Annotated in this window: 21 protein-coding genes and 1 pseudogene; 8 read left to right on the top strand and 14 right to left on the bottom strand. The window is 67.4% G+C overall.

Annotated features, from left to right (window positions below; translation table 11 throughout):
• Window positions 1–628 precede the first annotated feature (628 nt).
• A complete protein-coding gene (locus tag ACFWV3_RS03790) occupies window positions 629–1,864 on the top strand; it encodes a cytochrome P450 (RefSeq protein WP_382407875.1) in 1,236 nt (411 codons plus the stop codon).
• 761 nt (window positions 1,865–2,625) lie between these two features.
• Here the strand turns inward: ACFWV3_RS03790 and ACFWV3_RS03785 are convergent.
• The 4 genes and pseudogenes from ACFWV3_RS03785 to ACFWV3_RS03770 form a co-directional block, all read right to left on the bottom strand.
• Window positions 2,626–2,919, bottom strand: a complete 294-nt coding sequence (locus ACFWV3_RS03785) for an acyl-CoA dehydrogenase (RefSeq protein WP_382408148.1) — start codon at window positions 2,917–2,919, stop codon at window positions 2,626–2,628.
• Between the two features lie 325 nt (window positions 2,920–3,244).
• Window positions 3,245–5,497 (bottom strand): helix-turn-helix domain-containing protein, encoded by a 2,253-nt coding sequence (locus ACFWV3_RS03780; RefSeq protein WP_382407873.1) that lies wholly within the window; start codon window positions 5,495–5,497, stop codon window positions 3,245–3,247.
• A 103-nt stretch (window positions 5,498–5,600) separates the two neighbouring features.
• Window positions 5,601–5,828, bottom strand: a pseudogene (locus ACFWV3_RS03775) (aldo/keto reductase); the annotation flags it as partial.
• Window positions 5,735–6,175 carry an aldo/keto reductase gene (locus ACFWV3_RS03770; RefSeq protein ID WP_382407871.1) on the bottom strand — a complete coding sequence of 147 codons (441 nt, stop codon included), beginning with the start codon at window positions 6,173–6,175 and terminating at the stop codon, window positions 5,735–5,737. The pseudogene ACFWV3_RS03775 and the gene ACFWV3_RS03770, both read right to left, overlap by 94 nt.
• Before the next feature lie 535 nt (window positions 6,176–6,710).
• On the opposite strand from ACFWV3_RS03770, the gene ACFWV3_RS03765 reads away from it, so the two are divergent.
• The 4 genes from ACFWV3_RS03765 (at window position 6,711) to ACFWV3_RS03750 (ending at window position 10,446) form a co-directional block, all read left to right on the top strand.
• Window positions 6,711–7,541, top strand: coding sequence for a hotdog fold thioesterase (locus ACFWV3_RS03765; protein ID WP_382407869.1), 831 nt, complete (start codon window positions 6,711–6,713; stop codon window positions 7,539–7,541).
• A 450-nt stretch (window positions 7,542–7,991) separates the two neighbouring features.
• Window positions 7,992–8,447, top strand: a complete 456-nt coding sequence (locus ACFWV3_RS03760; protein ID WP_382407867.1) for a hypothetical protein — start codon at window positions 7,992–7,994, stop codon at window positions 8,445–8,447.
• Window positions 8,448–9,201: 754 nt separating this feature from the next.
• Window positions 9,202–9,456 (top strand): hypothetical protein, encoded by a 255-nt coding sequence (locus tag ACFWV3_RS03755; RefSeq protein WP_382407865.1) that lies wholly within the window; start codon window positions 9,202–9,204, stop codon window positions 9,454–9,456.
• Between the two features lie 240 nt (window positions 9,457–9,696).
• Window positions 9,697–10,446 (top strand): SDR family oxidoreductase, encoded by a 750-nt coding sequence (locus tag ACFWV3_RS03750; protein ID WP_382407863.1) that lies wholly within the window; start codon window positions 9,697–9,699, stop codon window positions 10,444–10,446.
• A gap of 5 nt (window positions 10,447–10,451) precedes the next feature.
• Here ACFWV3_RS03750 and ACFWV3_RS03745 read toward each other — a convergent pair whose 3' ends face one another.
• Window positions 10,452–11,594: a CaiB/BaiF CoA transferase family protein gene (locus tag ACFWV3_RS03745; protein ID WP_382407861.1), complete on the bottom strand. Its 1,143-nt coding sequence runs from the start codon at window positions 11,592–11,594 to the stop codon at window positions 10,452–10,454.
• 346 nt (window positions 11,595–11,940) lie between these two features.
• Here ACFWV3_RS03745 and ACFWV3_RS03740 point away from each other — a divergent pair, with 346 nt between their 5' ends.
• Together ACFWV3_RS03740 and ACFWV3_RS03735 are read left to right on the top strand one after the other, a co-directional pair.
• Window positions 11,941–12,351: a methyltransferase dimerization domain-containing protein gene (locus ACFWV3_RS03740; RefSeq protein WP_382407858.1), complete on the top strand. Its 411-nt coding sequence runs from the start codon at window positions 11,941–11,943 to the stop codon at window positions 12,349–12,351.
• A 39-nt stretch (window positions 12,352–12,390) separates the two neighbouring features.
• Entirely contained in the window at window positions 12,391–12,963 is a 573-nt protein-coding gene (locus tag ACFWV3_RS03735) for a methyltransferase (RefSeq protein WP_382407856.1), read from the top strand.
• Window positions 12,964–13,358: 395 nt separating this feature from the next.
• Here the strand turns inward: ACFWV3_RS03735 and ACFWV3_RS03730 are convergent, their stop codons facing one another.
• From ACFWV3_RS03730 to ACFWV3_RS03705, 6 genes are all read right to left on the bottom strand, one after another.
• Entirely contained in the window at window positions 13,359–13,799 is a 441-nt protein-coding gene (locus ACFWV3_RS03730; RefSeq protein WP_382407853.1) for a hypothetical protein, read from the bottom strand.
• A gap of 60 nt (window positions 13,800–13,859) precedes the next feature.
• On the bottom strand, window positions 13,860–14,342 hold the full coding sequence (locus ACFWV3_RS03725) for a cold-shock protein (RefSeq protein ID WP_382407851.1): 483 nt from the start codon (window positions 14,340–14,342) through the stop codon (window positions 13,860–13,862).
• A 723-nt stretch (window positions 14,343–15,065) separates the two neighbouring features.
• Window positions 15,066–15,842 carry a WXG100 family type VII secretion target gene (locus ACFWV3_RS03720; RefSeq protein WP_382407849.1) on the bottom strand — a complete coding sequence of 259 codons (777 nt, stop codon included), beginning with the start codon at window positions 15,840–15,842 and terminating at the stop codon, window positions 15,066–15,068.
• A gap of 479 nt (window positions 15,843–16,321) precedes the next feature.
• Complete coding sequence (locus tag ACFWV3_RS03715; protein ID WP_382407846.1) at window positions 16,322–16,573, bottom strand: hypothetical protein; 252 nt, start codon at window positions 16,571–16,573, stop codon at window positions 16,322–16,324.
• A 385-nt stretch (window positions 16,574–16,958) separates the two neighbouring features.
• On the bottom strand, window positions 16,959–17,084 hold the full coding sequence (locus tag ACFWV3_RS03710; protein WP_382407844.1) for a hypothetical protein: 126 nt from the start codon (window positions 17,082–17,084) through the stop codon (window positions 16,959–16,961).
• A 203-nt stretch (window positions 17,085–17,287) separates the two neighbouring features.
• Window positions 17,288–18,058 carry an SDR family NAD(P)-dependent oxidoreductase gene (locus tag ACFWV3_RS03705; protein WP_382407842.1) on the bottom strand — a complete coding sequence of 257 codons (771 nt, stop codon included), beginning with the start codon at window positions 18,056–18,058 and terminating at the stop codon, window positions 17,288–17,290.
• A 188-nt stretch (window positions 18,059–18,246) separates the two neighbouring features.
• Between ACFWV3_RS03705 and ACFWV3_RS03700 the strand changes: the two genes are divergently transcribed.
• A complete protein-coding gene (locus ACFWV3_RS03700; protein ID WP_382407839.1) occupies window positions 18,247–19,356 on the top strand; it encodes a type III polyketide synthase in 1,110 nt (369 codons plus the stop codon).
• 293 nt (window positions 19,357–19,649) lie between these two features.
• Here ACFWV3_RS03700 and ACFWV3_RS03695 read toward each other — a convergent pair whose 3' ends face one another.
• The 3 genes from ACFWV3_RS03695 to ACFWV3_RS03685 all read right to left on the bottom strand — a co-directional run bounded on the left by ACFWV3_RS03695 (window position 19,650) and on the right by ACFWV3_RS03685 (window position 21,243).
• The gene (locus ACFWV3_RS03695) at window positions 19,650–19,925 is read right to left on the bottom strand and encodes a hypothetical protein (protein WP_382407837.1); all 276 of its coding nucleotides are present in this window, start codon (window positions 19,923–19,925) and stop codon (window positions 19,650–19,652) included.
• A 257-nt stretch (window positions 19,926–20,182) separates the two neighbouring features.
• On the bottom strand, window positions 20,183–20,422 hold the full coding sequence (locus ACFWV3_RS03690) for a hypothetical protein (protein WP_382407835.1): 240 nt from the start codon (window positions 20,420–20,422) through the stop codon (window positions 20,183–20,185).
• Between the two features lie 38 nt (window positions 20,423–20,460).
• A complete protein-coding gene (locus ACFWV3_RS03685; protein WP_382407833.1) occupies window positions 20,461–21,243 on the bottom strand; it encodes a class I SAM-dependent methyltransferase in 783 nt (260 codons plus the stop codon).
• Window positions 21,244–21,312: the final 69 nt, after the last annotated feature.

Below are 21,312 nucleotides of genomic sequence, written 5' to 3'. Positions count from 1 at the left end.
GATCTCGGCGGCATGCCGGCGGCCATCCGAAAGTCGGATCCTGCCTCGCTGGCAGAGAGCGTCGATACCGCATTCAGGCGATATGACTACGCCAGACGACTTGTGCCAGCCGAGAGGGCGGCGCCTGATGACGATCTGTGCACGAGATCACTGCGGGTGTGCGAGTGCAGCCGATGAATGCGGATGAGCCGGCCTCCGCATACCCTCTGGCGATCATCACGAGTTTCGAACCGGCCAGTTCGGTCGGCAGTCGTGCGTTGGCCCTGGTGGGACACCCCTTCAATTCGTGTCATGGCGATACACCTTGGCGCCGTTGCCATTGACGAGGGCGAGCTGCCGCCGTCCCAGAGGCAGCAAGCCAGGAACCGGCATTTTCCCCGTGTCGGACAAGTTCGACACAGAACGCGAAACCGGCGGTCACCTCGGTTTCGGACGAGGAGCGTGCCGGTGGATCGGTGCCTCGCTGAGGCGAGTGCAGGCTGCTATCGCACTCGTAATGCTGTTCAGCAGTTTCCGGATGCCCGCCTCATCGAACCTCCCGAGCGCGTTCGATAGCAATCGTCAAAGTTCACGTACAGGATCGACTCCCGACAATATTGAACAGTCAATGATGTGGAGGGAAGGCTCGATGACCAACGCGGAGCAACAAGAAGCGATCCCGGAAAAACTGGCCAAGCTCCCGGTTGCCGAATTCTCGTCCTGCCCTGGCAAAGCTTTCTCGCATCTCCGTTCAACATCTCCCGCCATTCCGGTCGAAAGCGCTGGACATCGTTTCTGGGTAATTTCCCGGTATGACGACGTGTGCAGCGTAATGGTGGACCCGAGCGTTGAGATGGACTTTTTCAAGCATGAGAAGACTGCTGTGGCGAGCAGTAAGCTGACGCCTGAGTCCGAGTTCCCCCGCGTACCGCGCGGGGCAAATCGGAGTCCATTCTACCAAGATGGGGAACGTCATCTCCTGGTTCGTGCGGCCGTGAAGAAATTCCTGTTCCACGACAAGGAGGAGGAACTTGCGGCTGAAGCGCGCGAAACCGCGCAAAGCCTGCTGGACGCGTTCCAGCCCGGTCGAACGATCGATCTCATGGCTGAATACGCGAACATCATCGCCGCCAAAACCGTCTGCTCGATCGCCGGAATTCCGGACAACGATCGCAACATGCAAGCGGCGACGCTGTGGGGCCACTCGTTGACAACTCCTGTGAGAAGCAAAGTGGAGCCAGCCGCACGGTTGCTCGTGGACTGGGCGACCGAGCTCGTGGACATCAAGCGGAAAGAGCCGGGCGACGATGTGTTCACCAGCATCCTCAGGCTCCACGACGAAGGGAAGATCAGCAAGGTCGAACTGACGTCGACGTACATCGTGCTGCTCTCCGCCGGCACGCAGGTAGCTGTCACGATCGGCAACGGTGTGTACTCCTTCCTCTGCAATCCCGGCGAGCTCGCCAAAGCCCTGGCTCAGCCGGATCTCTTCACCGCCAGCGTGGACGAGATCGTGCGTTACGAGTCCAACTCCCGCTTCATCGCACCCCATGTCACCACCCAGCCGCTGCACCTCGATGGGGTGACGGTTCCGGCGGGTGAACTGGTTCTGCTCTGCCTGGGTGCGGCTAACCGCGATCCCAACCGGTTCGATGACCCGGACACCTTCGACATCACGCGGGTGACGACCGGGCATCTCGGTTTCGGTTACGCCAGGCATCGGTGTGCGGGCGAACAGCTGGGGAAGGCCAACGTCGCGGCGGCTCTCCGGCTGTTCTTCGAGCGTTTCCCCAAGACCGCGCTCGTCGATCCGCCTGACCAGGTCCGGTGGCAGCCAGGAAAGTTTCAGCGCAAGCTGGAGTCGCTGCACGTCATTCCGCTCTGACGACCGATCGAGATCCCGGGCGCCACCCGTGGCCCCGCCAGCGTGAGGAGGTTGCGCGGAATCGTTGTGCGGGGGGCCCGACATCGGGTGGGAGCGGCCAAGGAGGAGAAGTGGGCTGACCAGCGGTCACAGGCGGGATGCCTGGTCGTGCGGGCCAGCTCCATGTTGCTGCTGGCGTCGGGTTCGCTGACTGAAGCCGGACGTTGTGTTCGCTGCGATCCGAGCACGGTGCCGGATGCCGGCTCAGGAGAGGTAGTTCGAACAAGGCGAGTGCTATCTCGCGGCCGGCCGAGGTTCGGCAGGTCGGGGTCGAGCAGGTCGATCGTGACTACAACAGTGGAGGACGCCTGGAATTGTCGTGTGCGGCTTGATCTCACGCCGCGTGACTTGCGCGGGAGTCGCTCCTGCCCGTACGGCGCTGACGGCCTGTTCCGCAAGCGCTGCGTCGCGACCTCGCCGGCGTGGCTGGGCAGGGCCTTGAGGTGGGCGTCGTGTGCAAGCCGTTGTCGGACATGCGGTTGCGGTAGTTCTTGCGGGGTCGTGATCGGGAGTGGCTGATCGAGCAGCGGATGACGGCCGCGAAAACTGATCGCGCAGCGTGTGCCCGGCTCGCCGCCGCGGCCGGGCAGACGGCACGTGCTCGCCGACCGTGACATCGGAGTCTGCCTGGAACGCGCTGTCGACTCGAGCACGCGCTGCAACTGCTGCGGGCGGCCCCGTCCCGCAGGTCTGGGACGGCTGCCTCCGGCTGCCGCCCGAGATCAGCTCCAGAGGTGGGCTCTCTCGTGGCTGCGCTGTTCCCAGGCTGCGATCCGATCATTCGACGTCACAGGAGCGGCGAGGATGTCCTCGTCGATGCCGAACGAGTCGACGAGCAAGGGGAGGTGCTCGATCAGGCGTGCGCAGATGTCCGAGTACTCGTCGTCCAGCCCGCTGAACGCACCAGAAGTGATGTGTCCAGCCGCTAGATAGGTACCCGCGTGCCTCCTGATGTAGTCGAGCGTGAAGAGTTTGGCGATCATCGAAAGCGCAACGCGGTCCTCGCCGTCCGCCAGACGCGCTGCGGAGATCAGCGACTCGAAGGCCCGCGGGATTCCACTTCCGACGATCGCTCATGAGGCACGTGCTGTGGTACCGACTTTCGAGCGCGTCACAACTCTGCGCGCTGTGCCGGTCGCACACCGGTTTCCGTTGAGCGCGCCGGGGTCCTTGGGACACGATGATGCCGGGTGGCAGCAGTCTCGTGCTGCGTCCCAGCCGGTTCCCTGGCTCACCATGCAGCCGGAGCGGCAAGGTGACGCCTGGCTGATCGCGCACAGTCGCTACTTCTTGCCCGCAGGAGGCAAACTCGACACGCCGACTGAGAAGCGTCCGGGTTGGTCAGCCTGCCAGCAGGGCCAGTTCGGCGGTCGCGCGCTCCCGATCTGCTCGGTAGATCGGACTCACGAGCTGGTTGAGGGCGAGCTGGAGGCAGGCTCGAGCAGCGTCGGTGTGCCCGGCGTGCCGCCACGCGACGCCCTCGGCCAGTGCCAGCTCGCCGTCGCTCCTGAAGCCGGCCTGGTGTGTTGTCGACACGTCGCGTGCGCCACGGTAGGCGTGTGCCGCCTCCTCCCAGCGCGCGAGGCCGGACAGGCAGTCCCCGATCAGGGTGAGCAGCAGCACGTTCACCTTTCTCGCGGTGTCCACATTGGTCTCGTCCCGGCGGTCGCCCGCCTCGGTCAGCAGTTCCCGCAGAACGTTGAGCGCTTCGTCGAGTTTTCCCTGCAGCAGCAGGGCGGTGGGCGTGCCGATCAGGCACCAGAACCTGACGTCGAAGAAGTCGTAGCCCGGTGACATCTCCCGCGCCAGCGCCGTGTGGTGCCGCCCCTCGTCGAACCGGCCGAGGTAGTTCAGCAGCGTGCCGAGAGTGGAGTGCGCCACCATCTCTCCGCGGTGGTGCCCGATCTTCTCGGAGAACTCGATCGAGCCGTGGAGCGTCGCCACCGCGGCTTCGGCGTTGTTCGCCGCGCGGTACTGCATCCAGCCGAAAGGGTTGAGCAGTTCGGCCTCGGTGACGTCGTCGCCGAGGGCTCTGGCCGCCGTCAGGCCGCGCAGGAACACCTCGTCCCAGCGCTGTTGCAGGTCGCGCCCGAGGGAGTAGTGGTGCAGCACCCAGCCGAAGTCGAGAACCTCGCGGTGTTTCTCGAGAGCGGCGGCGTCGCGGTGCACGGCCAACCAGGTCGTGGCCTCGCGCTGAAGCCAGTCCTCGGCCTCCTGCTGCGAGGAGAACGGGCTGTCCGGTGGCACCTCGCGCTGGGTGGGCAGGTGGAGGGTCCCCGCGGCGGTACCGCGAGACAGCACGTGGGCGTGGAACGCGTCGCGGAGCCGAGTCCTCTCCTCTTCTGGTTCGTCGGCGATGAGGTGATCCTGGGCGAAGATGCGGATGAGGTCGTGGAACTGGAAGCGGACCGGGCTGGAGATGTTGGTGAGCAGGGAGGCGTCGACCAGTTCGTCGAGGCTGGCTCCGAGCTTGGCCCTGGGCACGTCCGTCGCGGCGGCGGCGAGGTCCTCGTCGAAGTCGGCTCCGGGGATGAGTGCCAGGCGGCGGAAGACGATGCGGGTCGTCCAGGACAGTCGCTGGAAGGACACCTCGAACGCGGACCTCAGCTGCAGGTCGCCAGCGGACAGGGCGGCGAGCCGCTGCCGTTCGTCGCGCAGCTGCCGCACCAGGTAGCCGATCGAGTGCGTTTGGGTGGCGAGCCGGTTGCCCGCGATGCGGACGGCGAGCGGCAGGTTGCCGCACAGGCCGGCCAGTTCCAGGGCAGCCGCCGGATCCTGTCGCACGACCTCCTCGCCGGTGATGTCCGTGATCAGGTCGATCGCGTTGTCCGTCGGCAGCACGTCGAGCGTCATCCGGCGGATGGCATCGAGCCCGGCGAGGACCTGGCGGCAGGTCACGAACGTCAGGCTGTTCTCGCCGGTACCGAGGAGCGGTCTGACCTGTGACTCGTTCGCGGCGTTGTCCAGAACGACCAGGATCCGGCGATCGGCCAGCAACATCCGGAACAAAGCTCCGCGCTGCTCCTCACCGACGGGGGTCCGGATCGCCGGCACTCCCAGTGCGGAAAGCAGTCGTTCCAGTGCGGCGTTCGGTGTCATCGGCTGGTCGTCGACACCGCGCAGGTTCAGGGCGAGGCAGCCGTCGGGGAAACGATCCGCGAGCTGCTCCGCCGCGGTGACCGCCAGCCAGGTCTTCCCCACACCGGGAGGTCCGGAGATCACCACCACGCCACCGTGCTCGGCTTCGGCGGACAGCGTTCGCAGCTCCTCCTGCCTGCCGACCAACTCGGAGACCAGCGGCAGCGAGTACAGCATCGCGAGACCGTCGTTGCCCGCGGACCGCCGGCGGCCCTGCTGAGCCAGCATGAGGAACGTGCTCTTCTCGTCGCCGGCGAGGCCCAGCGCCGCGGCCAGCAGCTCCGCTGAGCGTTCCTGGGCCGCGGAGGCCCTGCCGCGCTCGAGATCTCGCAGAGCCCGGACGCTCACCCCCGACGCACGTGCCAGCTCCGCCTGAGACAACCCCGCGCTCTTGCGGTGCTTCAGCAGGCACTCGCCGAACGAGGAGCGGCTGGCCAGGGTGGAATGTTCGGTCACCACTGACATTCAACTCCCGTCGACGTGGAATGCAATCCCCTGCGGCTCGGTCCGGCCTGCGAGGTTCCCGATGGCGCTGCGGCCGTCCCCCCACCCACGTGGTTCAGCGGGTGAACGCTTTGTCGGTATGTCCCGGAACCGGCGCCGACAGCTTGTCGAGCCAATCGGTGATCTCGGCGGGGAGCTCCGGGGCTTCCGAGGCCGGCGACGCTTTGAGCTGCTCCACCGTGCGGGTGCCTACCAGCGGAGCGCCGACGCCCGGCCGGTCGCGCACCCAGGCGATCGAGACCGCCATCGGGCTCGTGTCAAGCTCCCGCGCGCAATCGAGGGATGCGTGCCACGTCCGCGTTCGTGGCGTAGTGCCGCATCTACCACTGGTAGAGACCGCTGGTGATTTTCTCCTTCGGCACGCCGTCGAGGTACTTCCCGGTCAGCGCACCCCCTGCCGAGCGGGGCCCGCGGGAGCACACCGATGCCGTGCGCCGCGCTCACATCGCCGTCTGCCGGCCCCGTACCGTTGCAGAGACCCGCCGACAGCACCTCGCCCGCGGCTACCGCGGTGTCGATCGCCGACAGCGTCTCCTCGACGGCTACCCGCTGTTCCCAGGCGTGCACGAGCCACAGGTCGACGTGGCCGACCCGCGGGTTGTGCAGCGAGATCTGCAGTTCTGCCGGCATGCGCTACGTCGACACATCGGTCGTCGATGGTTTGCCGAGCACCAGGTCGGGCTTCGTGGTGAGCGCGAAGTCGCCGCGGCGGAAATGCCAGGAGAGCGTGCGACCGATGACGCGTTCGCATTACCGTCGCCGTGGACGCTGGCGGTCTCGATCAGCGTGCCACCCGCGTCGGCGGAGCTCCGCAGCTGGGCGACGGGATCGCTGTCGCCGCTGAAACCCCAGGTGGCGGTGCCGAGGCCGAGTTCGGACACCTCGATGTCGCTGTACGGGAGGGCTCGCTTCGTCATCGTGCTCCGTTCATCGGGCCGGGATGACACCAGGGTGCGACACACGACCGATTTCTTCGCGATCCCGTGCCGCCCGGCGGAACGGTCCACGTGCCCGGCTGCCGGCGCAGCGACCGCCGGGCCACGGTCTTCGACCGCATCAGGAACTCGCTGAGGTAACCGTCGTGCGGTAGTCCCAGCCGGTACGAGTACGTCGGTATGTCACCTATGTGGACGTTGCCGATCGTGGGCTCCCGTACGGCGCGTCGATGAGGTCCTCGCGATGGATGATCGCCGCCAGCACAAGAGATCGCGTGCCGGTGCGATTCCGCCAGCCGGCCTCCAAGGTGCGATCCAGACGCACGGGAACGGCAGCTCGACGCCCGTCTTCCTCGCGCCTGGGTGGTTCAGGACGTGCACGCTCGGTTGCAGCACTGCACTGCCGTCGCCGAGAGGGGCCACCACGTGCGCGGAGGAGGTGCGGTGGCGCTGACACCTCGGATCAGACCGCGATCAAGCGGTTGACCACCCGCATGAGGATCGAGATAACCCGATGGGACGTCGACGAGCTGATCGGCACGATGCCGGTGAAGGGCAACCGGCAGTCCTCCGGCGTGCTGCACGGTGGCGCCAACGCGGTGCTCGCCGAGTCGCTGGGTGCGCTGGCCGCGGCGCTGCACGCCGAGGCCACGGGCAGAGCGGCCCCGTGCCCGGATCTGTCCTGCTCCTACCACCGGACGGTTGCCGACGGCGTGCTCACCGGTATCTGCAGGCCGGTCCACCTGGGCGAGACCACGTCGTCCTTGGAGATCGTGATCAGCGAAGACGAGAGCAGATGCGTTTGCACGGCTCGTCTTACCTTCGTCCTGCGTGCTCACGGGACGAGTCGCCGGGGAACCGTCCTCAGCCCTGTCGACCTACTTGCGCGGCAATCCCTCACCGGAACATCACGTGTGACCTGGCCGTTCGGCCGCGGGGCGCCGCCCGGTTCAGGAACTGCTGACGCGGGGCGACCCCGGGGCGTTGCGGGGCCTGTGGATCGTCCCCCGTGCCCGAGCAGAGGGGCTGGGTGCCGCCGGTCCCGCGCGCCGGACGTGTGACGAGTCTGGTCAGGACGCCGGTGAACCAGGTCGTCCTGGCTGTCGCCGGGCGACGCGGGACACACCGGTGGCAGCGGTTCCGGCGCGCCGCAAGCCTGGGCCAGGTGCGGTGCCCGGCCTCCTGAGGACGGCGCGCGTCTCCCGCCCGCGCCGATCAGCCTTCACCGAGTCCGGGCTTCGTGTTCCCGCCGGACCGTCATGGCGTTGCACGACATCCTGGTGTCATGGGCGGGAGTGGGGCCCGAGACCGACGCCTCTCCTGTCGGCACGAGCCGGGGGACGTCAGGTCGCGTTTTGTGGGATCGACGGTCGAAATCGACGGTGAAGCAGGATGAAACGTGGCCGGCCGTTGTTGCCCCGCAGCCGGAAACAGAGCGACGGAGCCAGGTAATTCGTTGTCCTTGCAGACTGGAGAGATAGGGGTGAAAGGACCAAGGCGCGTGAGCGAAGGTGCATCTCGCTGACACGCTCGTTGCCATCGGCGGGCATCGAGTGCACGCTCGCGAAAGTCGGGAAATTCCTGGCAAAATACGGGAGGGCAAGCTCTTGGTCATCGCGAAGAAGATCAGCGCCGTTGTTGCGGCAGTGGGTGTCAGCCTCGTCGGTCTGGTCGCCACAACGGGTACCGCGCAGGCGGCGATCACGCAGTTCCAGCTGTGCAACTACGGAAAAGGCTACAACGCCTACGCCACGTTCACGAACACCAACTTCTCCACCTACGTCATGACTCCCGGTCGGTGCACGACGATCCCTGTCTGGCACAACGAGCCCTTTTACGTGACCGCGATGGGCTATGAAGGAGGGTACAAGTCCACCAAGCTCGACCGCGTCATCTCCTCCGGTCGCACCATCGTGCTGACTCGGGAGAACTTCGGCTCGTTCTACTACGACAAGGGCTTCTTCTGATTCCCTGAGGATCAGCGGCACCTGTGCAAGACCAGGAAGAGGGCGTTAGTGCACATCATGGTGCACTGGCGCCCTTTTCGATGAGGAAACCCCGGATCTTCGGGCGAAGCGCTGTGGTGGCAGCCGCCATCGACCATCGCCAGAAGGTGAGCGGAAAGACCGGCGAGATTGTCGACGGTAGTCCCCACCAGGTTGTGAGGGCGGTCCGGCCGACTGTCCCGCTCTGCGGAAACGCGGCCGCTCGCCCGGTGCACGAACGAACACGAAGAATTGCCCGTTCGCCTGTTGACCGCCGCTGAACGGGGGATCGGGTGGTACCGTCCGAGCGCAGGGCGCGGCTCGGTCGAGGCCTTCTACCTGCGAGTATTCGAGACCGCGGGCAGCGAGGTCGGCTGGTGTACCAAGCGTTGAGCACCAGGGCGTCGCAATCCATGAGGAGTTGCAGTGGGAGCCCAGTACGACCAGATCGGCTCCTCGTGCGATCCGGTGAAACTCATCCCGATCGTCCGGTGTGGTGAGCGTCCGACGTTGGACGCCCTGCGGCTCGGTGCGAGGCGCGTGGTCGGCGTGGACATCTCGTACGAGATGATCTCGGCCGCACGCGCCACAGAGGAGGGCGACTCGACAACGCGCCGAGCGAGGCCGATCTCGGCCTCATGTTCGAGAAGGTCGCGCTCAATCTGGCCGCGGACGGCCGCATCATCGGTTTCACGACGGAGGGCTCCTGCAACCTCTGCGGACTTCCGCAAGTGCGGTGCGATTCCTCGGCCCGCTCAAGGAGGGCTGTCGCGGCCAGGTCGTCCTCCACCTCCCGGACGGCGACATCGACTTCGAGACGTACTTCCTCCCGCACGCCGGTTACGAGCGCGCGGCCGCCCGCTCGGGCCTGGTCCTGCAATGGATCCCGATGGAGATCAGCCAGGAGGACGTCGAAGCGTTCGGGCCCGGGTTCTGGGACGCCTATCGGAGAAACCCGTCGACGCTCGCGTTCCGTGCCACGCGTCAATGAGCCCACGAGGTGCTCGCCCTTCGTCGTCCACTGCGGCACGCGCCGGGGCCGGTGTTCCGTGAACCTCGGCGTTGGTGCGCCCTTCGCGGCGGAGACTCGACTCATGTCCTAAGGGGACGCAGGTGTTGACGCGCGGGTTCGGTGGGCAGTAAATTATTCTTTACCCACTGGGAATTGTGGAGCTGTTGGATCAACGGCTGTGCCGGTGGAGCCGGGCGATCCGTTGGAACGAGGCTCTGCATGAAACCACTGGAGGGGCGGGTCGCCCTCATCACCGGGGCCAGTCGGGGAATCGGGTTCGCGGTTGCGCGGGAACTCGTTCGCCGTGGGGCTAAAGTCTGCATCACGGCTCGGAACGCCGATTCGTTGAACAGGGCGGCGGAGGACCTCGGCGGGCCGGGCGTGGCGCTGGCGGTTGCCGGCAGGGCGGACGACCCCGTTCACCAGGAAGAAGCCGTCGCCAAGTCGGTCGCGACCTTCGGCAGCCTCGACATCCTGGTGAACAGTGCCGCCATCAACCCGGTTTTCGGTCAGCCGCTGCTGGAGATCGATGCCTCGGTCGCGGCCAAGATCCTGGCCGTCAACGTCCTGGCGCCGTTGGCCTGGACCCGGCTCACCGTTGCCGCGTGGATGGGACTCAACGGCGGTTCGGTCGTCAACATCGGCTCGACCGCTTCGCTGCGTGCGACGCGGGGCATGGGCATGTACGGCATCAGCAAGGCCGGACTGGCTCGGATGACCATGGAGCTCGCCGACGAACTGGGGCCGAGCATCAGGGTCAACGCCGTCGCGCCTTCGGTGGTGAAGACGAGGTTCAGCGCCGTGATCCACGAGGGGCGTGAGGAAGTGATCGCCAAGGGTGCCCCCTTGAAGCGAATGGGCACCCCTGAGGACGTGGCGGGAGCGGTCGCGTTCCTGATTTCCGAGGACTCCGGTTGGATCACCGGGCAGACCCTGATCGTCGACGGAGGGCGTGCGGTGATGCCGTGAGCCGCTCAGGCGATCGTGCCCGCGGCCCTGAGCCTCTCGATCTCCTCGGCGTCCACGCCCAGTTCCTCGAGGACGGCGGCGGTGTCCGCGCCCGCGGGCCGCACGGCTTCCGGCGTTCCCGCCGGAGTTCTGCCGAACCGCGGTGCGGGCGCGGGAAGCAGCACGCCGCCGACGTCGACGAACGTTCCGCGCGCGATGTTGTGAGGATGCGCGGGTGCTTCGCCGGGCGCGAGCACGGGCGTCAGGCACGCGTCGGTGCCTTCCGCTCTTGCCACGAGTTCGTCGCGGGTGTACTTCGCGACCGCCTCGGTGACGATTTCTCGCAGTCTGGGCCACTTGCTCTTGTCGGTGTGCACCGGCGTCCGGTCGGGATCGAGGTCGAGCACCTTCATGAGATCGTGCCAGAACCGCGTCTCCACGGCGCCGATGGCGACATATCTGCCGTCGGCGGTTTTGTAGGTGTCGTAGTACGGGGCACCGCCGTCGGCGATGTTCTCGCCGCGGCCGCCCGGCCAGAAACCGGAGTTCAGCAGGCCGTGCAGACCTGTGGTCAGCATCGCGGAGCCGTCCACCATGGACGCGTCGACCACCTGTCCCCGGCCGGACGAAACGCGTTCGTACAGCGCGGCGAGCACACCCATCGCGAGCAGCAGGCCGCCGCCACCGAAGAGGCCGACGAGGTTGAGCGGCACCACCGGCCGCTCTCCCGCGTGCCCGATGGGTTCGAGCGCGCCTGAGATGCCGATGTAGTTGATGTCGTGTCCGGCGGCCTGTGCCAGCGGTCCGTCCTGGCCGTAGCCGGTCAGGCGGCCGTAGACCAGTCGTGAGTTGCGGGCGTGGACCACCTCCGGGCCGATCCCCATGCGCTCGGCCACGCCGGGCCGGAAACCCTCGACGAGCACGTCCGCGCGGTCGGCGAGCTCCAGGACCAGGTCGATGCCGTCAGGAGTTCTGGTGTCGACTCTGATCGACCGCCTGCCGCGGGTGAGCGGGTCGTCCGGGAAGCTGATCACGTCGTGGCCCGGCACGACCCGGTCGACCCGGACGATCTCCGCGCCGAGATCGGCGAGGACGGTGCAGGCGAACGCCGTCGAGGCGAGGCCCGCCAGTTCGACGACCTCGAGTCCGCTCAGCGGTCCAGCCTTCACGACCCCACCCACCTCTGCCCGACGGTGCTCGACTCGGTTCCGCCCTGCAACGCACGAGCTGGTACGGCGGAACTCCGATGGTCATGCGTCGCCGGTCGCCGGTCCGAACGGCCGTGTTCCACGGCCAGCGTACGCAGTCGTCACGTCCCCGAGGACGGCGTTTCACCCGGCGGGACCTGCCATCGCCGACGTGCGGACGGCCCGCACCGGCCTGCGGCCGCCACGGGACGAGTGTGCACCGGGGTGAATTCCTGTTCCACCTCTTGGAATCTGAGGCCCTGGGAGCGGGTCGCGAGGCCTAGGGTTCCGCGATCATCGGGCGGTACTGACTCCTGTGAGGCGCTGAATGCTCTCGTCCGATGAGGAACCGCTCGCGGCGCTGATGCGGCTGTCGATGGGAGCGTGGGCTTTCAAGACGTTCGCCGTGGCGGTGGAGATCGGCCTCTTCGACCATCTCGCCACACGCCCCGGTGCGACCGCGGAGATGGTCGCCGTCGGGGTCGGTGTGACGGAGCGTGGTGCGGAGGCGCTGCTGACTGCCTGTGCCGCGCTGGGGCTGGTGCAACGCGGCGATGCGGGCTGGACCGTCACCCGCACCGCGTTTCGCCACCTGATGCGGGGCGGTGAGCGGTACGTCGGAGACTGGGTCCGCTACGTCGACCGGCAGTACGGGGCGTGGGAAGGCCTCGAGGAATCGCTGCGCACCGGGAAGCTGCTCGCCTGGGACCCCGCTCCCGAGATGACCTCGATCTTCTAGGCGGGGGTCACGGCGCTGTCCGCGCCCACCGCGGAGGCAGTGGTGGACGGGTACGACTTCGGCCGGCACTCGCGAGTGCTGTGCGTGGGGGACGGGTCCGCTACCTACTCGATCTCCCTGTGCCGCCGTCATCCGAAGCTGAACGTCACCGTCGCGAACCTGCCGGAGCCGCCGGTGGTCGCCGGGATGGAGGTGCGGCGCGCCGGTCTCGCGGGACGGATCACGGTGCTCTCACAGGACTTCTTCGCCACGCTGCCCTCCGGCCACGACCTCGTCCTGGTTCCTTCGATCCTGCAGGGCTGGAATTCGCGGCAGAACCGGGCTCTGCTTGCCAGCTGCCTCGCCGCGCTCCCGCCGGGCGGTACCGTCGCCGTGGCCGAGCTGGTACCCGACGACGAGCGGGGTGCACCGCTGACCGCCGCTCTGCTGGGCATGGCCATGACCGTGCACACGGAGCACGGAGGCAGTCACCGCGAAGGGGAGATCCGTCGTTGGCTGGAGGAGCTGGGATTCGCCGGGGTTCGCACGACATGGCTCGCCGCGCCCGGTGCCAACGTCCTCCTCGTCGCCACCAAGCCGCGCGACACGTCCGCGGACCTTTCACCGTCCTAAATGGAGCGGCATCCACGTGGAGGTGGAGAGGATGCTTCCCCAGCGTGCCGCGACATCCTTCTGAGTGGGCATGGCCGACATGTGGTCGTGCACCTCCTCAGCCGCGGTGAGCGCGGTGCGGTCGCCGAGGCCCGGTTCGACCAGCTGGGGGCACGTCCGCGGTGAGAGCGGCGAACATGATACCCGCGCCGCCGTGGTGGATGACACCGTCGCAGAAACAGGAGAACGTACGGGAACGGCACCCAGTCGGTGGCGCGGACGTTGTTCGGCAGGCCGGCGGTCCTCCGCGGTCGTATCAGGACGAACTCGGCGTCGACCTGGGCGACGGCCCTGACGACGGCGGCCGTCATCGCACCGGAGCCGGTCAGGGCGACGATGCTGCGAAGACGAGAACCTCATCGGATGACCGCCGGGGAACCGGGCGAGACCGCCGGCGCCGTGCGCAGAACCGTTGCGGGAGAGACGACCGAGGCCGTCATGCGAGCGCCGATCGCGGCCGTGAGCTCGAGGCCGTCGAACAACGCGCGGTCGTGCACGACCGACGGAACGCCGAGCGCCGACCCGGCGGCTGCCCACGGCTCGTGCACCACGACGTCCGGCCGCCACTTCGCGGCGAAGGCCTTCAGCGGTGCCGTCATGGCGTCGCCCACCGCACCGAAGAGCCGGGACACGAAGCCCGGCCGGCTGCTTCCCCGCAGTGACCGCCTGGCCATCAGCGAGTGGGTGAGAACCAGCCGGACGGCGGCCCGTCCGATGTGGATGTTCGACGCGACGTCGTGCACGCGCAGGCCGGACTCGGCGGCATTCATCGCCGCGCCACCGGTCACGACCACCACTTCGTGGGCGGCGTCGTGCGGAGAATGCTGCTGTGGTGTGGGATTGCGGGACCGGGCCGGTCAGTCGATCACCCAGTCGTGCGACTTCGCCAGCACCAGGAAGGCCGCGCGGATCTCCTGGATCTGCGCACCGTTCAACGACGGCACCTGCGCCACGAGCACCTCGGTCAGTTCCGACGTGAGCTCCGCGCGGGTGAGCACGTCGCACATGTCGGTCTCCGGCAATGCGGGAACGTGGTGCGGCTGCCGGCTCGGCACGGTCGCCGGCGGGGCTTCGTTCTCGTCGAGCACGTTGACGTTGTAAGCCTTGGGGCCACGCTGTCCCTGCATCATCTCGAACGCGACCCGAGTGCCGGTCGAGAGGTTCTTCGACCTGTCGAGCAGGCCGTTCACGTGAAGGAAGACGTCTTCCTGATGTCCGGACTCGTCTTCGGGTGTGATGAAACCAAAACCCCGTTGCTCGTCGAATCGAACAATCCTGCCCGTAATCACCACAGCTGAACTCCGTCCACCACAACAACAACCAAGACCCACGTCCGGCATCACCGATGCGGTGAAGACCCTAACTCAGCCTCCGTCCGACGACTCTGCGGAATGCGGAGCGTTCAATGTTCTCCTCCTGCACCTCGCCTCGCGACGTCGGCGAGAGGGGAACGGCCGTTCGCCGTCCCCTTCGCCGTGCACGTTCAACGGCAGCAGGAGGACGTGCTTCGTCCTGAACCGGCCTCGGGGCGGGGCGGGAAGAGGTCGGACGGGCGGGAGGAGAAGGGCCTTCCCGTCCCGGATCCGGAGCGGCGTGCAACCACGGCGGGTGGTGGCTGCTTCCGGGCACCGGCGTGCGGCTTCGGGAGCGGAAGCGACTCGGCAGGCCTGGCTTCGCTCACCGAGCGCACCAAGACCTCCGGCTCCTGGTACCGGCTCAGTGGGTGTTGCGCGGCGTGGCAGTGGAACTTCCTGGCGCCGTTCAACGGTCGTTGCCGGATCAGGTGGCCGAATTCCGGATCGACGTGGCCGGAGAATTCGTTTTCCGGGCAAGGGCTTCGCCAGGGGCAACCGCGACTACCGCACTGCGGCCGAGTGATGTCCTCGTCCGCGGTGCGGGTGACCGGGAGCGCGTGGTGCTCGGTTGTCGTGGGTGCCATGGTCGTCATCGGAGCTCATGCCGTCGTCGAACTCAAGCCAGACGGACTTTTGAGGCTGGAGATTGTGACAACGCGTGCACTGTTGCCCGCAGTCGGTTCGGGCCGAGGTGTTCCCGGCGTCGTGCTACCCCGTCTCTGTTCCCCCGGCCGGTGCGAACGGCATCTGGGCGCGCTCCACCGCTTCGGACAGCGGGATTCGGGTGGGGACCTGTTCGGGCTCGGTCGACGGGAGTTCGGTGTCGCAGTACTGGTTGTCCTCGACACCGCCGACCGGTGCCACGTAGCTCTTGTCGTCCCATTCGGCCGGTGGAGGGGGTCGCATGACGAAGTGCTGGCCGGGTTGGACTCCGTCGACCGGTGCCATCTCGCTTGGGACGCGAATCCCGGTGCCCCATTCGCCTTGCTGCGGGTGTTGGGAGGTGAAGTGCGGGACGGACTGGCCACCGCTTTGGCCTTGCTGCGGGTGTTGGGAGGTGAAGTGGGGGACGGACTGGCCTTGCTGGACTCCGTTGACCGGTGCCATCTTGGTGACCCTGACGCCACTTTCGAGCTGGTCCGGTGAGGTGGTCTGTCCGCCGAGCGGCGCCATTTTGCTGACCCTGACGCCGCTTTCCATCCCCGCGAGCCCCTGACCGGTCGGGAGGCTGCACGCATGGGCGATGTTGTTCTGTTCGCCCGTCTCGATGGCCTGGCGGTTGCCGTTCATGATGTCGGCCATCTCACCCAGCTTCATGGCGATGAAGGCGCAGTCCGCGATCCAGTCGTTCATCGCGGAGTCGAACGCGTCCGACGCCTCACCGGTCCACGTCGTCTTCAGCGTCGCGAACGCGTTGCCGACCATCGTCATGCTGCGCACGACGAAGTGGTGGGTCTCGTCGAGGCAGGCCGCCGCAGTCAGCATCCCTGGGGTTGTCGCGCTGGTAGTTCCTGCCATCGGGCGTCTCCCTCGCACGGAATTCAGCATCGCTCTGCAAGCAGGGCCTGACCCCTTGAGCCCTTGACCAACCACTGAAGCACAGTTCTGCCCGACGGGACGCGGGTGGCCTGGAACCATGTCCTTCCGTGTGCGAGAGGTGCACGTTCACCCTCACGCGGACCGCTGGCACGCGGTCAACCAGGGTAGCGTGGCAGGTCGGGCAGACCTTTGAGGACGGTCGAGTTCCGGTGCGGGACAGGGTTGTTCCGGATCACTTCCGCTGTGGATCTCGCCGGGTGGCAAGAGGCGCCTCCGCCGGTGGTTCATCGGCGCGCACCTGGTCCTCCGGTCAGCTCGGCCAGGTACTTCGCGAGCAGTCGGCGCTGCCTCTACTTCGGACCTCGCGGAAACCCCTGGCCGCCAGTCGAACGCCGTGCTCGGTGCCATGTTCGCCGACCTCGGTATCACCGCTGGTGGTCAGACCGGGTGAGGAACACCGCCACCACGGCGGCCGCGATCATCAGGGACACGGTGAACAGGTGGACCAGCGCGGCCTGCCGGGGCCAGTCGGTCTTGGCCGTGAGCCGGTAGAAGGTGTCCTGCGGCCACCGGGAGACCAGCAGCCAGGTGATCGCCAGGTGCGTGGCCCAGGTGGGCCCGCGCGACCGTCCCAGGCCCCGCGTGCCGCCGCCACCCCAGCAGGAAGCACGCGACACCAGCGCCGCAAGTCAGCCACTCGGCCAGGTACAGCCCGACGAACAACGCCGCCCCCAGCTGCGGGGCGGGCGCCAAGTCGACCGAGTCCGGCCAGAGCACGAACGTCAGCACGAAGACCAGCACAGTGGTGGCGCAACCCAGGGCCACGACCGGAGGCTCGGTCCGCGAGCCGGCGGCGTGAGGTGCCCCCGTACTTGCCGGCCGCGCACCGCGCTGCACCGGCATCGGCAAACGCGGAGCGGTACACCTCACCCGCCGCGTTTCGGGGGCAGCGTCTTCAGGGCGACGACGGCGTGCGGAACCCGGGAAGCGCCGAGCTCGGCGCGGTCAGGAATCTTCGGACCTCCGCGAGATCGATCCTGCCGTCCGGCACGCCCGCGCCATTCACTTCTTCCGTTCGAGGTAGGCCACGAGCACATCGGGACTCGACTCCATCGGCACCTCGACCACGACGCAGTCCCGCACCCGTGGTTGCTGGAGCAGTTCCGCCTCGACGTCCTGGTGACTCATCGTTCCGTCTCCGCCGTGGTTCATCGGCACGACAACTCTTCCCGAGGAGGGTCGGGCGAGAGGCCGTCAAGATCGATAGCCCGCTCAGGTGGCGTGACGCAGCGGGTGACGTGAATCCGAGGTGGCGTGGAGCGAAGCCACGTGCAGTGATCGAGGTGAAGGGCCTTTCGCGGCGAACGTGCCGGAACGGAGCCGGGGCGTTGTCAGAAGACGCAGCTCTCCGTTTGCAAGGTCCTCCCGCTGATGTAGCCCGCGTCGTCCCCGGCCAGGAAGACGTACGCGCCAGCGACCTCGGCGGGGGTGGCGACGTGGTCCAGCGCATAGCTCAGGGAAAGCCACTCCTCGGCCGACAGGCCGAGGCCGGGCGGCTGGTACTTGACCGCGTTCTTGGCGGCCATGTCCGTCTTGGTGGCTCCGGGTGCCACCGCGTTGATCGTGATTCCCCGTTGCCCGAGCTCGATCGACAGGCAGCGCACCATGGCCTCCACCGCGGCCTTGCTCGCCGCGTAGAGGGTGTGCTGGAAGATCGAGCGGCGGGACGCGTTGGACGAGGTGAGGATGATCCGCCCGCCCGCCGTCATGTGCCGCGCAGCCTGCTGGGCCGCGAACAGCTGGCCCTGGGTGTTGACGCCGAACAGCTGGTTCGCCATCTCGGGCGTCAGTTCCTGCAGGCCACCGAAGTGGTTGATGCCCGCGCACGACGCGAGGACGTCCATCCGGCCGAAGGCTTCCACGGTCCGGTCGAACAAGGCGCTCGTCTGCTCCGGGCTGGCGACGTCGGCCTTGACCGCGAGGCACCGGGCTCCCGAACCCTCGAGCTTGGCCGCGAGCTCGGACGCCTCCTCACCGCCACTGCGATAGCCGATGACGACGGAGGCTCCTTCCTCCGCGAACCTGGTCGCGACCGCCGCGCCGATCCCGCGGCTGCCTCCGGTGACCACCGCTACTTTGCCGTCCAGCTTTCCCGAGGGCATTTTGCCTGCCGCCTCATTTCGATCTGACAGAACCAACGGACCCGGGAATCGTAGGAAGGGAAAGCTCGCCGGGCGATGCACCGTTCCAGGCGGTGGAACGAGTGTTGACCACCTGAGTCGTGCCCTCATAGCGTGTTTTGCCTGCCTCGTGTCTTCCGTGGAGGGAATTCCCGGTGTTGGAGAACAAAATGACGGGGCCGACTCTGTGCCGTCCTGCGGTGCACGTGCCCGAGTACGTCATCACGCTCGAGGAGACGCTGAACCTGGCGCGATCGATGCACGCGGACCATCCTCAGCTGCCCCTGGCGTTGAGACTGATCAACAACACCAGGGTCGAGCGCCGCCACCTCGTGCAGCCGATCGAGTCGACCCTGCGTCACCCCGGGCTGGAGGAGCGCAACCTGACCTACGTCCGCGAGGCCAAAGCCCGCATTCCGGCCGTGGTCGAGGAGGCGCTGGCCAACGCGGATCTTCGTGCCGACCAGGTCAACGCGATCGTGTTCGTCTCGTGCACCGGGTTCACGATGCCGTCGCCGACCGCCTGGATGATCAACCAGCTGGGGTTCGACACCAGCACCTGCCAGATCCCCATCGCGCAGCTGGGATGCGCCGCGGGCGGCGCGGCCATCAGTCGGGCGTACGACTTCTGCCGCGCCCACCCCGGCGCGAACGTGCTCATCGTGGCGTGCGAGTTCTGCTCCCTGTGCTACCAGCCGGACGACCTCGAGGTGGGCAACCTCCTGTCGAACGGGCTTTTCGGGGACGCCGTCGCCGCGGCGGTGGTGCGTGCTGGGGGAGGGGCGGGAATGCGCCTGGAAGCCACCGCCTCCCATCTCGTGCCCGGCACCGAGGACTGGATCTCCTACGCGGTCAAGGAGACCGGCTTCCACTTCCAGCTGGACCGCCGGGTGCCGAAGACCATGGAGATGCTCGCACCGGTCCTGAAGGAGACCGCGGGTGCGCACGGCTGGGACGCGACCAGTCTCGACTTCTACCTCATCCACGCCGGAGGCCCGAGGATCCTCGACGACCTGTCGATGTTCCTGGGGGTGGAGCCGGAGATGTTCGCGCACAGCCGGGCAACTCTCACCGACCACGGCAACATCGCCTCCGCGGTGGTGCTGGACGCGCTGCGCAGGCAGTTCGACGCGGGCACCACGCCGGAGGGTTCGCGAGGCATGATCGCCGGCTTCGGCCCCGGTATCACCGCCGAGGTCGTGCTGGGATCGTGGGTCGTCCACCCGGCTGCGCCCGGCTTCGTTCCCGTCGCCGCTCCTGTCGAACTCGAGCACGCCTGATCGCGTCGTCGCGGACGGAGCGATCTTCGACGATTGCGTTCTCCGGGTGCTCCTCGCACACTCGGTCTCCTGCTGTGAAGTCTTCCGAGCACAAGGCGTTCGAAGGACGAGCTGGATCGACTGATTCCGGTACGTCGCGAACTCGTGCTTTCCGTTCCGCGGTGCGCACCGTCGCTCAACTGCTCGACCACCTCGGCGAGGACCGTCCGGAGGCGTGCCTGGTGTTCCCCGAGACAGATCGCACGTCGCCGCACCGGAACATCTCCTCCCTTGCAGGGGGAATCGCCACGGTTCTAGTGCCGCTCGTGGTCGGTGAGGGCACTGCTGGTCCACGTGACGCCGGAGTTCGCGCCGTCCGCGTGCGGGGTCTGGGCCGCCGGTGGGGCGATCCTCGTGCTGCCCGCCTCGCCGACGCCGTCACCGGCGAGCGAGGTGTCCGCCAGGCTGGCGCCGTCACCGGCGAGCGAGGTGTCCGCCAGGCTGGCGCCGGCGAGCTCTGCATCGCGGGCCGTGCGAAGGACGTGGTGATCGTGGCGGGCAGGAACTTCTTCGCGGAGGACGTCGAACACGTGGCCCACACCGCCCTGCCGGACGGGCGCTCCGTCTGCGTCGCGGTGGCGGACCACGAGCGCGAACGGATGATCGTGATGGTCGAGTCCGGCGAGCAGGCGGCGGCCGGCGACTTTCCCGGCCCGGTTGAGAGAACTGCTGCCTTCGCGTCTGGAGTTCAGCGCTGTCGACGTGCTCGTCGTCCCGCGCAACACCCCTGCCCGCGCGACGAGCGAAAAAGTCCAATGTGGACCAAGCGTCCGGCGCGTGCACCGGCTCAGCGATTCCTGATGCACCGCAGCGGTCCAGCACGGTCCGCCCGCTGAGACGCGTTCGACCACCAGGTGCTGGCCGTGGCCTCGGTACCGACCGGCATCGCGCACTCGCCCACCTCGAGCCGGTCGTCAGCCAGGAGATGAGCGAACCGATCGTCCGGCGTGATCCGGTCGGCGGGTGTGTCCAGCGCCCTGGCCAGTGGCGCGACCACGAGACCCGACGTCTCGTGGTGGACGTTCACACCGCCTCCTGCGGTCGGTGGGAGCAGCCGGGACCGGGTCACTCCTCCGGCTGCAGTGATCGGCGCCACACCGCTCCTCTCGTGGACGAGTTGAGTCCGTAGGTGCGTGCGCCCGGTAGCCGGCGGGTGTAGACCCGGTCGAACTCCTCCTTGCCGAGCGGGAGCGCCTCAGCTGCCAGACGCCGCCACGTCGGATGCGTCCGCAGCTCGAACATCAGAGCGGCATCACGCCAGGACCTTCTGCGCACCAACACCTTCGCAGCACCGTGCAAACAGCGCAACCAACGCCACCACTCGAACATGCCCATGCGTGCCATCAGAATCCCCTGAGGCGGACGTATGCAGTCGATCACGACGAGCGTCCCTCCCGGCTTCACGAGACACCGGACCTGCCGGAGCACCTCGTCCGCGGGGCCGAGGTGGTGCAACGCGGTCGAGCTGAACACGAGGTCGTACTGCCCCAGCTGGTGCAGTGTGCCGGCGTCGAGTCTGCGCAGCGTGTAGGTGACCCGGCTCGACCGGTACCTGTCGCGGGCCACCTGGAGCTGGTCGGCGGAGACGTCGACTCCGGTCAGCCACTCGCTCCTGGCCAGGAGGAGGTCGTGGAACTGCCCTGTGCCGCAACCGATGTCGAGCGCCTCCTGGGAGAAGGGCGGTAGGTGTTCGGCCACCCACCGCGCGAGGTCGTCCTGCGTCAGTTGAGCGAATCTGTCGTACAGATGCGAAATGCCGTCGAACGACGCGCTCCCGCTGCTCTTGCGAGCATCGGTCGAAGGCCGGCCTTTGGCTCGAAGGCGCGATGTCCCCGAAGAAGTCGGCAACTGAACCTCCGAATGTCGCGAACCTGGCTGTCTTCGAACTACCAGCTGGAAGCGACATCGAACACCAGA

This window comes from Lentzea sp. NPDC059081 (genome assembly GCF_042738015.1).
GTDB lineage: Bacteria > Actinomycetota > Actinomycetes > Mycobacteriales > Pseudonocardiaceae > Lentzea.
The sequence above is the reverse complement of the archived record's forward strand: the minus strand, read 5'-3'. Positions and strand labels throughout refer to the sequence as shown.

Excerpts from the sequence above, each read along its gene's own strand:
- ACFWV3_RS03790 (WP_382407875.1), top strand. The coding sequence starts at position 629 with ATGACCAACGCGGAGCAACAAGAAGCGATCCCGGAAAAACTGGCCAAG.
- ACFWV3_RS03770 (WP_382407871.1), bottom strand. The coding sequence starts at position 6,175 with ATGCCGGCAGAACTGCAGATCTCGCTGCACAACCCGCGGGTCGGCCAC.
- ACFWV3_RS03765 (WP_382407869.1), top strand. The coding sequence starts at position 6,711 with ATGAGGTCCTCGCGATGGATGATCGCCGCCAGCACAAGAGATCGCGTG.
- ACFWV3_RS03750 (WP_382407863.1), top strand. The coding sequence starts at position 9,697 with ATGAAACCACTGGAGGGGCGGGTCGCCCTCATCACCGGGGCCAGTCGG.
- ACFWV3_RS03740 (WP_382407858.1), top strand. The coding sequence starts at position 11,941 with ATGCTCTCGTCCGATGAGGAACCGCTCGCGGCGCTGATGCGGCTGTCG.
- ACFWV3_RS03725 (WP_382407851.1), bottom strand. The coding sequence starts at position 14,342 with ATGCCGGACGTGGGTCTTGGTTGTTGTTGTGGTGGACGGAGTTCAGCT.
- ACFWV3_RS03720 (WP_382407849.1), bottom strand. The coding sequence starts at position 15,842 with ATGCTGACTGCGGCGGCCTGCCTCGACGAGACCCACCACTTCGTCGTG.
- ACFWV3_RS03710 (WP_382407844.1), bottom strand. The coding sequence starts at position 17,084 with ATGAGTCACCAGGACGTCGAGGCGGAACTGCTCCAGCAACCACGGGTG.
- ACFWV3_RS03705 (WP_382407842.1), bottom strand. The coding sequence starts at position 18,058 with ATGCCCTCGGGAAAGCTGGACGGCAAAGTAGCGGTGGTCACCGGAGGC.
- ACFWV3_RS03700 (WP_382407839.1), top strand. The coding sequence starts at position 18,247 with ATGACGGGGCCGACTCTGTGCCGTCCTGCGGTGCACGTGCCCGAGTAC.